15 protein-coding genes and 1 tRNA gene are annotated in these 12207 nt (G+C 49.7%); 12 read left to right on the top strand and 4 right to left on the bottom strand.

What is annotated here, in order from left to right; genetic code table 11:
* Positions 1-177 precede the first annotated feature (177 nt).
* From ACR0AW_RS17580 to ACR0AW_RS17550, 7 genes are all read left to right on the top strand, one after another.
* The gene (locus tag ACR0AW_RS17580) at positions 178-1371 is read left to right on the top strand and encodes a site-specific integrase (protein WP_170776395.1); all 1194 of its coding nucleotides are present in this window, start codon (positions 178-180) and stop codon (positions 1369-1371) included.
* Complete coding sequence (locus ACR0AW_RS17575) at positions 1368-2054, top strand: hypothetical protein (protein WP_170733807.1); 687 nt, start codon at positions 1368-1370, stop codon at positions 2052-2054. Before ACR0AW_RS17580 ends, ACR0AW_RS17575 begins: the two co-directional genes overlap by 4 nt.
* Positions 2055-2473: 419 nt before the next feature.
* Complete coding sequence (locus ACR0AW_RS17570; RefSeq protein WP_170733806.1) at positions 2474-2983, top strand: hypothetical protein; 510 nt, start codon at positions 2474-2476, stop codon at positions 2981-2983.
* A gap of 192 nt (positions 2984-3175) precedes the next feature.
* Positions 3176-3400, top strand: a complete 225-nt coding sequence (locus ACR0AW_RS17565) for an HGGxSTG domain-containing protein (RefSeq protein ID WP_480776506.1) — start codon at positions 3176-3178, stop codon at positions 3398-3400.
* 1403 nt (positions 3401-4803) lie between these two features.
* Complete coding sequence (locus tag ACR0AW_RS17560; protein ID WP_170733805.1) at positions 4804-5175, top strand: hypothetical protein; 372 nt, start codon at positions 4804-4806, stop codon at positions 5173-5175.
* A 105-nt stretch (positions 5176-5280) separates the two neighbouring features.
* On the top strand, positions 5281-5745 hold the full coding sequence (locus ACR0AW_RS17555; protein WP_170733804.1) for a GNAT family N-acetyltransferase: 465 nt from the start codon (positions 5281-5283) through the stop codon (positions 5743-5745).
* Positions 5746-5905: 160 nt separating this feature from the next.
* On the top strand, positions 5906-6772 hold the full coding sequence (locus ACR0AW_RS17550; RefSeq protein ID WP_170733803.1) for an exonuclease/endonuclease/phosphatase family protein: 867 nt from the start codon (positions 5906-5908) through the stop codon (positions 6770-6772).
* 860 nt (positions 6773-7632) lie between these two features.
* Here ACR0AW_RS17550 and ACR0AW_RS17545 read toward each other — a convergent pair.
* Entirely contained in the window at positions 7633-7839 is a 207-nt protein-coding gene (locus ACR0AW_RS17545; protein ID WP_170733802.1) for a hypothetical protein, read from the bottom strand.
* A 301-nt stretch (positions 7840-8140) separates the two neighbouring features.
* Between ACR0AW_RS17545 and ACR0AW_RS17540 the strand changes: the two genes are divergently transcribed.
* Positions 8141-9166 carry a Hint domain-containing protein gene (locus ACR0AW_RS17540; protein WP_170733801.1) on the top strand — a complete coding sequence of 342 codons (1026 nt, stop codon included), beginning with the start codon at positions 8141-8143 and terminating at the stop codon, positions 9164-9166.
* Between the two features lie 33 nt (positions 9167-9199).
* Here ACR0AW_RS17540 and ACR0AW_RS17535 read toward each other — a convergent pair whose 3' ends face one another.
* The gene (locus ACR0AW_RS17535) at positions 9200-9823 is read right to left on the bottom strand and encodes a hypothetical protein (protein ID WP_170733800.1); all 624 of its coding nucleotides are present in this window, start codon (positions 9821-9823) and stop codon (positions 9200-9202) included.
* A 12-nt stretch (positions 9824-9835) separates the two neighbouring features.
* Positions 9836-10054: a helix-turn-helix domain-containing protein gene (locus ACR0AW_RS17530; protein WP_170733799.1), complete on the bottom strand. Its 219-nt coding sequence runs from the start codon at positions 10052-10054 to the stop codon at positions 9836-9838.
* 145 nt (positions 10055-10199) lie between these two features.
* On the opposite strand from ACR0AW_RS17530, the gene ACR0AW_RS17525 reads away from it, so the two are divergent.
* The 4 genes from ACR0AW_RS17525 (at position 10200) to ACR0AW_RS17510 (ending at position 11913) form a co-directional block, all read left to right on the top strand.
* Entirely contained in the window at positions 10200-10463 is a 264-nt protein-coding gene (locus ACR0AW_RS17525; protein WP_170733798.1) for a hypothetical protein, read from the top strand.
* Positions 10460-10720 (top strand): hypothetical protein, encoded by a 261-nt coding sequence (locus ACR0AW_RS17520; protein WP_170733797.1) that lies wholly within the window; start codon positions 10460-10462, stop codon positions 10718-10720. Before ACR0AW_RS17525 ends, ACR0AW_RS17520 begins: the two co-directional genes overlap by 4 nt.
* A 183-nt stretch (positions 10721-10903) precedes the next feature.
* A complete protein-coding gene (locus ACR0AW_RS17515) occupies positions 10904-11347 on the top strand; it encodes an excisionase family DNA-binding protein (protein WP_170407994.1) in 444 nt (147 codons plus the stop codon).
* A 26-nt stretch (positions 11348-11373) separates the two neighbouring features.
* Positions 11374-11913 (top strand): PIN domain-containing protein, encoded by a 540-nt coding sequence (locus ACR0AW_RS17510; protein WP_170733796.1) that lies wholly within the window; start codon positions 11374-11376, stop codon positions 11911-11913.
* Between the two features lie 153 nt (positions 11914-12066).
* On the opposite strand, the gene ACR0AW_RS17505 is transcribed toward ACR0AW_RS17510, so the two are convergent.
* A tRNA-Thr gene (locus ACR0AW_RS17505) sits at positions 12067-12142 on the bottom strand.
* Positions 12143-12207: the final 65 nt, after the last annotated feature.

Genomic DNA, 12207 nt, shown 5'->3' with positions numbered 1-12207 from the left:
TAAAGCTTGTCGTAAGGGGATGGTGCCTCAAGAGGGCATCTAATCCTTGTTTCAGGGTGTTTCACCTTGCCCCAGATTTTTACTGAGTGATTGTTTTTCAGTGATTTAACTATACCACCGTGTTCCACTATGCCCCACCGTATACTATATATAGAGGGTGGATAGAGAGGTGGATGAGTGTCACGCCCTTTGAATAAGCTCAGCGCATCGACGCTAAAGTCGGTTCCGCCGGGGAAGTACTCCGACGGTGGCGGTCTGTGGTTCCATCGGCGTGAGGATGGCGGGGCTCAATGGTTTCTAAGAATCACAGTACATGGTCGCAGACGTGAAATGGGTCTTGGCTCCTTCCCAGACGTCTCGCTCAAAGAGGTGCGTCAGGAAGCCGAGAACTGGCGGGCTGTTGCGCGAAAAGGCACAGACCCAATCAAAGAGCGCGAGCGCCTCAAGCGTGAGGAAGCCAGTAAGCTTCACCTGTTGAAAGACGTCGCAGAGGATGCGTTTGAGAGCCGTAAGGCAGAGCTGAAGGGTGAAGGGAAAGCGGGTCGCTGGTATTCGCCACTCGAGCTGCATGTATTGCCGAAGCTGGGCAAAGTCCCAGTTGTCGAATTGGATCAGAAAGATATCCGGGACACGCTGTCCCCTATCTGGCACGACAAAGCAGACACCGCGCGAAAGGCGATGAACCGGCTGTCTATCGTGATGCGTCACGCTGCAGCTCTTGGGTTAGATGTTGACCTGCAGGCTACGGATAAAGCCAAGGCATTATTGGGCAAACAACGGCATAAGCCGCAAAACATCCCTGCGATGCCTTGGAAGGATGTTCCAGCCTTCTATCAAAGCTTAGATGGTGGAACGACAACGGAGCTTGCTCTGCGTTTGCTGATACTCACCGCAGTTAGATCCTATCCGCTTCGTAACCTGCATCTGGATCAGATTGACGGTGATGTTTGGACCATCCCGGCAGCAGCGATGAAGGGCCGCAGAGATGCGACACAGGATTTCCGAGTGCCACTATCAGCAGAGGCCCTTGCGGTTATCGAGCAAGCCAAATCGATGGCGCGAGATGGTATGCTGTTCCCTGGTGTTCGGCGCGGCGTGATATCGGACATGACCATGGGTTCGTTTATGAAACGGCGTGAACTGGTCGAGCGTCCACATGGATTCAGGTCTTCGTTCCGGGACTGGGTGGCCGAAACCCAGAACGTGCCATTCGAGGTTGCTGAGACCTGTTTAGGGCATGTGGTTGGCGGTTCTGTCGAGCGGTCGTATAAGCGAACGGACTTCTTAGAACAGCGGCGGGCATTGATGGAGCGTTGGTCGTCACACCTCACTAGCTCAAACGAATCTAACGTCATCAATTTGCCGTCATGAATAGTCCGTTTGAAGAGGCAGTTAACTGGCTTCAAGTACTCACAAAAGAGTACGTCAAAGATGGTCAGCTCGCCCTACCCAGGGTAGAACCAGCTCGAAATATTCACATGTTACAACTTGGAATCTATTGGGTGCCTGATGACAGTGAAGTCCCAGCTTCGACCGAGGGCTCGTTTGTTTGTGACAATGGCGCTGCAGAAAAGTTGCTGAACATATCCGAAAGCGACGCCTCTGCATTTGACTTGTGCAAAGAGATTGCTGCTCATCAGTTGGCGACTGGGCAAGAGCTTCTTCCCGCCCTCAGAACCTTCTCCGCGCTTTTTATGACTGGGTTGATAAAACGCCCCAAAACAACGCGCCGCAGTGTTACATGGCTGAGAAACATGTTTTTATTGTCGATGGCCAAAATCACGGAGGCGAGGTTTGACTTAAATCTGACAAGAGGAGACGAACAGCGCATCCAGGAATCCGCATGTGATGCTGTAGTTGTTGCCTTGGAGCGAAACGGCCATCATCGAAGTTATCGCTCGATAAAGGAGCTTTGTGTTGGAACTGGGCCTGAAAACAAAGAGCTGCGACGAGATTTCATAGCTTGGGTCGAAGCTACAAGAGTCGCAATCGAGCGCGATCCGATTGCTGCTGAGCTTTTTCCACGAACATGGTTGGGTGTCGGACTTAAATAAATACCTCCGTCATGAAAGACGCAGTTGAAATAGGCAGATTTGGTGCACCACGAAACAACACGGTGCACAGCTATGAAACTGCTTTCCTTCCAAGACCTGCAAGTCAAACTAGGTGGTCGCAGCCGGTCCAGCGTCTACCGCGATGTAGAACTGGGTCGCCTTCCTAAGCCAATAAAATTTGGTCTGGCCGCGCACTGCGCCTGGGAGGTGACAAGGTCCAGCAGGATGAAGGTCTGGCGCTTGGTAAAAACCTGTTATTCAAACGTACCACAATCGAAGACGTCAAAGGCTTCTTGAACCATGGGGTGTCTAACGATGCGAAGCAGGCTGTCAGACAGGGTGTAAGGGAGAGCATAGAGCAAAACCTATCAAACGTTCGCCGCACCATCACAGACCCCAACACAGACGCGCGAGAGGCCATGCAACTGGTTAAGGAAATGTCCAGCCGTGCCAACATCCAGAAACTGCGCCTTGTCCTGGGCGGGCCTCGGGCGGATCGGTTATTGAAAGAACTGGACCGCTCAGCGACGGCGCTGGAACTGCGGGCGGCGGTTGCTCAGAACTCCAAGACTGCAATCCGTCAGTCCATTCAAGAGCAAGTAGCAGAAGAAACCGCGCCCGGCCTTGTTCGTAAAACAACCGGCAACCTGGGCAATCCGCTAGATGCAGCCCGAGAGGTTACGCAATCCATTGCGGCAATTGATCCGCGCAGCATGTCAGCGCGTGAACGTGGCATGTTTGCCGAAATCGCCAAAGCCCTCACTGGCATCAGGGGAAAGGATGCACAGGACGCGCTCAAGGCGGTTAGGGAGGCGCTAAAGGGTCAACCCATCAAAGACGCTCAAGCCCAGATCATCGGTCGAGCGGTGGCAGGCGCTACTGCTCTCGGGCTTTATCAATCAGGGAAGCAACGCCTAACGCAGCAATGAAGTAGCTGAAGCATGCAATGAAGAACGACACCATTCCGAACTGCACATAAACCTGCTTCAAGCCCCAACCGAGGAAAAACAGCGCCACCGGGCAGCACAGCAAAACGACGATTATGGCAAAGGTGACAAGCAATCTACGCATGCCAACAAGGTAAGGGCTCACCCTGCCCCAGTCCAGACAGGAGGCACCACATGACGAGCGAAACCAAGATATGCGGAGCCAGGATGCCTGATGGCATCCGATGCATGGTAACCCTGGTGGAGGGCAGGACACGCTGTCACAGGCACGGAGGCGCTTCCACAGGCGCAAAGACTGCCGAGGGCCGTAAGCGTCAATCAGAGGGCGCTAAGGCGCTATGGGCTGAGCGTAATCGATTGATGGCGCTGGCACGAGAGATAGAACAATTGGCAACATAGTTGGTTTTTTCGGATTCCTTCTGAAATGGAAATTAGGCCAAAATACCCAACGATATCAAAGACAGTTCCCGCACAAAGTACACAGAAAAACGGCTAGCAGTCTAAACCACCTTTCAGCGTCACACTTGAAGATGCGCGTTTCGGATAGAGCAACCACAGCAACCTAATTGGCGAGTTGTACCCAGTAATAATAACCGCCTAAACTGCGCCCAATGGCCACTACATCGATTATGGATGCGTTTTCACCAACTCTCATTGTTCTTACGCGTTCAGGCCGAATCCATTCACCGCTCTGTCTGTCAAAATACATGTGTGTCTTCCGTACATTGACATCTACGATTGCAGAGATTTGGTCTCCAAATCTAAGCTGATTACTAGAGTTGTTTGGTAAATCAAAATTACGCTCAACCCAAACCTCATCAAATGCGCCGATGTAAACCCAGGGATTGTTTGCCCTCGCAAACTGAAGCGCGATTTCAGATGCATTCGAGCTGCTCCCATACACAGTTGGATCGCTCGGCCTTGGTTCTTGCGAGTTATCTGTGTCCCAAGCGCTCTGGCCATACTCTTTGACCGCTGCATAGTAGGTTTCAACCGTGTCATAGCAATGCCTAAGTACGTTCTTGCATCTGGCTACAGTTCGACGGCATTCAGCCCTAAGCTTTTCTCTGAATGTGTTGTCGCACTGTGTTCGGTTAAGCGTTCCTCCGTGCCAACGAGCCACATAACACTCGTCGTGCCACACACACTGTTCTCTTATGTTGACCCGTTTATCTCCGTAGTGAAAATACTGAGGAATAACATAGTTTGCACCATATGCTCCGCAGGTAGGGTCAGAAGACGGAGATGGGCGATGGGTGTCAATTTGTATTCGGCAATATGGGTCTAGATCATCTAGGCTCGTCGGCGGAGCGGGAGGTTTGAGCAACGGGGGTAGCGGGACTTTGGTTCCAGGAACAGTTGTTCCGGGCAGCCTTGGTTTGAGCAAATCGCCAATATCAAAGCTCAAAGCGGTTGTGGGAACAAGCCAACACCCTAAAACTAGTGTTGCAGTTTGTAATCCCCTGTAGATTCTCAATTTGGTGAGTTGTAAATCGAGGCAAAATAGCTCGGCTGCTGATCTGGGCATTCTCATAACAGTATTCCATTTAACTAATTGTTTAATAAGTAAACTCTCAAGAATAAATATGTCATACTCGCTTGGAGCATTCTTCTATTTTGCAAGTATAGCACATTCTGATCGAGCTCGGCTCAATGTTTCATGACCTGTCGGGCAGGATAGCATTCCATGGCGCTGCAATGGATTAACGCACATTAAGCAAAGTTAACTTTGGCTTCTAAAAACCATAACGCGACTTCATTTATATCACTTCCCGAGTTCTTTAAGTTAATGGAGTGCGGCAATGTTTGACTTTAGTGACGTCACTTTTGACGTAGACAGTTCATATGTGCTTGAAGCAGGATCTCAGGATTATGCGATGAACGCCCATAATTTGGGTTCGAACTTGGATTCCAATGATTTGGATATTGAATTTGAAGAATGGGCAGAATCGTCGGATCATTCACCAAATGCGGAATGGACGTCTGGTATTCTAAACGAATTCGAGGACCTGCAAAAGTTGCGCGACATGCAAGAACTGATAGAGAGTGGCACGCTTAGCCTCACGGCTGAAGAACTGAACCAACATAATCAAATGTTGCGAGTGCTAATGACGACTTACGGGAACACTATAGCTGAATTGTTGCGAGCGACTGCATATAGCATTACTCGCTAGTGTTCTGGCCTTGCACCGGCAGCGCCCGGTGTAGGGGGCCTTCTATAGCAATCTTCGCCCTCCGGCGAACTTCACAGAGCAGCCCTATTCGCATAGGATGTGCATATGCCTGATTTTCGACTTTTGACGCGGGAGACACTCCGTCACCTCGCGGCGCTGAGCGTACGCGACGACCAAACGACATTCGTTGCGCCGAACCTCATGACAATGGCCCAATCGTTGTTCGAACCTGGCTCCGAGATTTACGGCATTTGGGATGGTGAATCTGCAGTGGGAATGTTGGCAGTCGTGGATATGTCGCATCCACACGCGGATCTGGACGAAGGTGACGACCCAGATGGGATATATATCTGGCGGCTTATGGTTGACCAAGCTCATCAAGGGAAAGGTTATGGTCGTTCAGCACTAGAATTCGCGAAAACTCTGGCTCAGGAAGAGGGTCGTGCAAATCTGGTCATAAGCGTGGTCGATGAACCTGGGGGCGCACTGCCGCTCTATGAGCGGTTTGGATTTAGTCGGACAGGCAGGATTGTCGACGGCGAGGTTGAGTTGGTCATGACATTAAGCTGAAGCACCGCACTGTTTGACAACATGGTCGAACCACCGGTTGCTGATACCAACCAGGGGCTGAGCACCGTGTCCTTTTACTTGAAGAGTTTGAGTTTCGAAGTTTCATTTGAATCAGTGTATAATGCCCAAATTCCTTTTTGATTAGTTATTGGAGATTCAAATGTTGCGGTTAATTGCACTGATGTCTTTTCTTTCTGCCACTCCCGTCTTTGCCCAGGACTTCAAGGTTGGCACACTGAACACAGAATCTGCATCGGACACCCAGCCCTTCCTTGTAAGCCGCACTATACGCGCCATTGGGAAGGTAGATATTTGGGCTCTTCAGGAAGTTGCGGGCTTGTCAGCAGTCGAGGAGTACACGGTTGCGGCTGGTGCGGTTGGTCGAAGAAGCAGCTATCGAGCCATAGTTAGCGAGAGCGGCACTATTTCTCAACAGCATCGTCGAGACGACCAACTCGCAATCGTATATAACTCATCCCGGTTCAGGCAGGTCGAAAACGTCGAGCTTCACGGCATTCGATCCAAGCCCGGAGCAATTGGGGGCCGATTGGGTGAGCCTGATTGGAACCTTCGAGGTGCTTTGTTCATCCGTCTTCAAGACAAAGATACCGGTGTTGAGTTCTATGTTGGGAATGTCCACCTGAAGTGCTGTGGAGAAGGTAAAGATACCCGAGCCCACCAAGCCGAAATTATCAAGTCCTGGATAGAAAGGTCTGATGTTCAGGTCATTCTGACGGGTGATTTCAATATTCCAGTTGAACCGTCCAGCGCGGACGGCAACCAAGACTCAGACGCCTTTAAAACTCTCGAAAGCGTAATGAAGTGGGAACGCCCGCAGAACCCGTTAAAGACCCAGTGCAGTGATGATTTCAACTCGATGCTGGATCTCTTCTTTTTGAAAGAAGGCCCTAACATCGACACGATTGACGTAACCATACTCGAGACGGACAGCGCTTTCTGTGATGCAGAGAAGGTTGGTGGCCCCGACCATCGCCCGGTAGTCGCAAACTTCTCCATTCAGCCCTAAGCTATTTCAACAAGAAATAGGGACGTGCCCGCTTCGACTGATTACAAAGTTATAGAGGGGTGGCAATTTCAGAGCTCAATCTATCACATGAATTTCCAAATCTATCTTGAGGTGCTCCATGCGCTGGTTTGTTGAACATCCATATATGACTTTCTTCCTTGCTTTAGCAGGATTGGCGATTGGCGTCCTTTCGTTGGTGGAACCAAAGTACGCGTTAGTTACGAGTGGCGATGTATGTGGGTTTAACGAGAAAACTGTTTCATACCGAGAACACGAGTTCAAACTGTGTACGCATCCGAGTCATGGCGTGGCCAGCTATCAGCATTCAGAAATTGTGCGGGATTCAAGCGGTTGGCGTGACGGAGGGTATAATCAGTTGGCTTGGTGTAACGAGGTCAAGCGCCGTAAAGAACGAGCCGTTGGCGAGTCGATAGTTTGGGGGGAAGAGACACGAAGCGAGAACAGCAAAAAAGACATATTTGGACACGTCGAATACAACTACCATTGTTCAATACCGGCAAGGTGGGGTCCAGTATTCGTTGCGAGTAGGTCGGCTGCCTGTGGTAATGAGCCATACTCCGAAAGGATAGAAAGAGAACCGAAGACCTGTATTGATGAGTCAACCCGTATTGGTTGGAAATGGTCTTGGCAGTAGTTTCGAGCTGTTCAGATTAGTCGACAGATGGTTTGGCCGACCCATTCATTATGCGCTAGACTACCAAAGCCGCGCTGGCCCCGTTGGCCATGCCGCCTCCGTAAATTGTTGGTCACAGGCTGATTGCCCTGCATACATCCCAACACCTGCACCCGCTGTGCTCGCTATTCTGAAGCCTCACTCGTGTTTTTGGAGGTGCGTGGTTTCATCTCTTTGCCGTAGAAAGAGGTGCTTGCGGCTCAAGCTTCTCGGCCCAGATGTCAGCATGTTCCTGCAAAAGCTCTGAGCGCCTATCATAAAGCGCCGTGAGTTGACAGCCCGCCCACATTGCCATGCTCTTTTCCTGGTCATTGGCGGCCAGTTCGTACGCGTGGACAACGACTGATTGGGCGGTAGCGGGGATAAACTTCATCTGAAACTCACCTTGTTACTCATTCACTGCACTCAATCAACTTAGTTGTAGTGGTTCAATCACAGTGAATTTTGTCACTCAAGAGACGTTCTTGGGGCAGAAACCTAAATTCCGTTTACGCCGCATAGCAGGTTTAGCGGTAATAGTAGAAGTCAGGTCCAAATCTGAGTTTCTAGTTGGCCTTTCCCTACGGCACGTTCCAAAGCAACGTCGGTACCGTAACAGAGCTTTATCTTTTCTCCATAAGGTTGCATTTTTATATTTGAGCTATTGATTGGGTTGTATATCGAGGGATAGCGCTTTGGCTTTCATTACGATTCTTGAAATTGACAATGATCCGTTAAGCTTCACAGACGTCACCGTGCTTAACTCTTATCAGGTAGAGATTATTGATAATGATGATGCGCTTGAAGATCCTGATGCAGATGGAAGCCAGCAGCTCGACGTTTCGGGGGTACCTAGTTTCTTAGGTGACTCTACAAACTTTCAAACGTTTGAAACCTATAGCGGTGACATAGGTGGGCAGCCTGTAACATTCACATTGGTTCAGTTTTCCAACCCCCAGTACATCATTGTTACTTCTGGCGATGTGGATGTCGGTGACACGATAGAAAACACAAACAACAGCATCGTTACTGCACCTCCTTCAGATTACGACACTTTGCCGTCCTTCGTATGCTTCACACTAGGGTCGATGGTTTTGACACCTCTGGGCTCACAACCAATTGAGACCTTGCAACCCGGCGACCTAGTGACAGTTTTCGATGGAACAGCAAAGCCAGTTCGCTGGATCGGCAAGCGACGCCTCACTGTCGGCGACTTACGGCAAAGTCCGCATCTCTGTCCGGTTCGCTTTCGTGCAGGTAGCTTCTCAAGCAAATGCCCGACACGGGATCTGACGGTTTCGCCACAACATCGGATTGCTGTTACCTCGCCAGACATGCAGCTGTGTTTCGGCGAAAGCTTGATGCTAGCGCCTGCCAAGGGCTTACTGGATGGCGAAATGGTTTTCCAACTCCCACCCGACCAAGAAGTTCATTACATCCACGTTCTCTTTGACCAACATGAGCTAATTTGTGTTGAAGGCGTGTGGTCCGAGTCCTTTTTCCCCGGCGATACTTCTCTAGACGCGATGGATCGCGCAACACTGCGCGAGGTTTTCGAGCTATTTCCCGAGCTGCGTCAGAGAAGAGAACGATTTGCCGAAACCGTCCTGCCGACATTGAAACCATTTGAGGCAATTTTACTGCGCGAAGGTCTCTATTCGCCCAATGAGATGCCATGCAATGTTAGACCTGAGAGCAGGGATCACCAGTTAAATCTATGAATACCAACGATCAAGTATACTTACTAGCGTATGCTAGTTTGAATCCTGATTGTTTAGTTCTTCCGATGAAATTGGTTTATCCAGCCAAGCCGGGAAGTCGACAAAGAATTCCTGCACGATTGAGTCTCGGCGTCCCGAGAGAACCCCGCTTAGGAATTCGGCAGCTTGCCCTTCAATGAACTCCGATAATTGCTCATTGACCTTGTTGGAATTCACAAACAACGCTCCACCGCTAAATAGTGATACCCGGCGCGGCATTACGTAGGAACTTTCATCGTGAGAAATATCACCAAATTCTTCATAAGAGTGGGAATACACTTGAAGTTTGGCGTGAACTGCACAGGTGCCGTTGTCGTCACGGAACCCAAATGCGCTAATCTCAGTGTTGACGACGACGGGTCCTAAAAACAACGGTTCGTATTCAAGGACGGCCACATCATTTTGCTCGAGAAGTAGCTTCACTTTGCTGGTGATATACGCGGAATTTGTCCAGCAGCCTCCACTTACATCGTCTCTTACTGTCAACTCAGTAAAGCGGATTAAGCCCAACACAGATTCATGAGGTATCCATTTTTGGTTATCCAGATTCCCTGTCTCGTGTGCGTGAGTGTGCTCCGAACAAAATGTTGCCGCCAATGTCGCCGCAAAAAATTCCAAGTGATCTATTCATCATTCACCCTTATTGACCAAAACCACTCCAACCCCGTTGGCCGTATCACCTGCATCCAGGAACTGAATGCCTTGGGCTTCAAGGGTCTTTCGAATTGCTTCTGCATTTGAATGCTGCAATCCGCCCTTTTCAGTTTCAAACCGATTGATTGTGGTGAAAGAAACTCCGGCCAATTTAGCCAGTTCACGAGTTCCCAGCCTCAATGCGCTTCGCGCCATTCTTAGCTGCTCTGGGCTCAAAGTCACTACCTCGTTTGCATAATTGCATACAGGGTATTGACTTTATTGTTACCCTGTACATATCCTTAATACACAGTATGCAGAATTGCAAATCTGGATCGTAGTATTCTAGGAGGAAACAGCAATGACTGAACAACGCGTTCGCGCGAACGGAGAAAGTGTGACTGGCCCAATCTTCGACGTTCCTTTGAAGACCGACACTTATGACAAGGCACTCAAGATATTGGCGTTGTCCAGGATGGGTGTTGCCGACTCTGACACCGCAATGAACATCGACTTGTCAATGAGGGGATACGGCGAACTTCTCGAAGTGATTGGACAGCTTGCCTCCGACATCCTCGACATGCAGCCCGGCTTTGAGCCGCCAAAACCAGGAGAAATGCAATGAGCGCTGAGACCAAATCGACTGAATTGGACGCAAACCCGGATATCTTTGTTGCAGACTTTTCGGACTTGATTACTTGCCAGCAGCGCGTGACGGCTTTTTGCCGATGGTTCGACCTGCCGGACCCTGGTCTGAGTTTCGATGAGGATGGCGATATTCTCGTGAATGATATCTTTCTGCTGTGGTGCAAAGAAGAAGGCATTTCTATCGACTGGCTGGCGTGCGGCGAGTCAAATGGTCGCGCATTACCACATGCGTAGTACAATAAAAAAGTGAGATTTGACGGCAATTTAGCATATGGAATGTATGATTCACTGAATCGAATAAATCGTTTAAACCGAATAAATCGTTTGGAAATACTTGTCTGCTATGTAATCTAGCACCAAGTAAGACATAAGAAGTTTACGCCATATTGGTAAAAAACTGATAAAGTGAGGGTATCCATGTCGGGAAACACTGCTGAAGTCGTCGACATCACAAAGAGGATGCCGACGCGAGAAGAGATTCAAAACGCGGGTGACGGATTAGCCGCGATAGAAAGCGTAATGAACGGCGAAGGTCAGTTGCCGATTGGAGAAGTGTACCTGTCGCCTGCGTTAACTGATTTGATTCGGGGATTGCTGGGTATCGTTTCAAGAGGTGAAACAGTCACTTACATGCCGCAGGGTCGAATGCTGTCGACCCAACAGGCTGCAGATATCTTAAATGTAAGCCGGTCGTATGTATTAAAGCTGATCGAGCGCCAGGAGTTGTATCATGAGATGGTTGGTACACATCGCCGTGTACCGTTCATTGAACTGATGAACTACAAAGAGCAACGCTCTACGGAGCGTAGTGAAGCCCTGGACGATATGCTGGAATTTACCAAGGAGTTCGAAGCCGAGTGATCCCTGCGTCCAACAGGTTTCTGGCCGTGTTGGACGCCAGCGTATTGTACCCACTAGCGTCGAAAGACCTTCTCTTGCGTTTCTATCACGCGGACCTTTTCAAGGCGCGCTGGACCGACAAGATTATGGAGGAGTGGACTTTCAACTTAAAGCGGAAACGGCCAGAACTTGAGGAAGGTATTAACAGAACCGAAGCGACCATGCGCGACAAGTTCGACGATGCATGGATATTTGACTACGAAGACTTGATTGATTCTCTGGAACTACCCGACCCGAACGACCGCCATGTTCTTGCCGCCGCAATCAAATGCGGAGCACACTATCTCGTCACCAACAACATAAAGCACTTTCCAACGGAAATTCTCGAGAAATATGACATGGAGGCTGGAACTGCAGACCAGTTCCTGTCCGGTACAGTTGATCTGTTCCCTTACGAAGCGTTCCCAGTCCTGCGCCTACATCAGCAAAAACGCGATTTGGTTTTTGGCGAATACGTTCTGTACCTGCGAAAATCGCAGTTACCCTTGCTTGCAAACTTAGTCAACGCCAACAAGGTTTTCTTTTGACTGCAGGTGAACCAAAACTTGTAACGACAAACATCGCTCAGTGCGCGCGAAATAATTCAGACCATCCAAACCTATTTAGGTGGTTAAAAGGGTGGGCAGAATTAAATCCTACTGGTCCAACTATATAATTTAATTAGATTTTTTTCGGATAAATGGTGCCTCAAGAGGGACTCGAACCCCCGACCTTGTCCTTACGAAGGACCTGCTCTACCAGCTGAGCTATTGAGGCGATGCGGAAGCTCGTTTAACGGCAGCGCGCGGGTCATGCAAGCGTGGATTGCCGGGCCGTTGCGC

It is taken from the genome of Ruegeria sp. C5 (assembly GCF_056537605.1).
The sequence above is the reverse complement of the archived record's forward strand: the minus strand, read 5'-3'. Positions and strand labels throughout refer to the sequence as shown.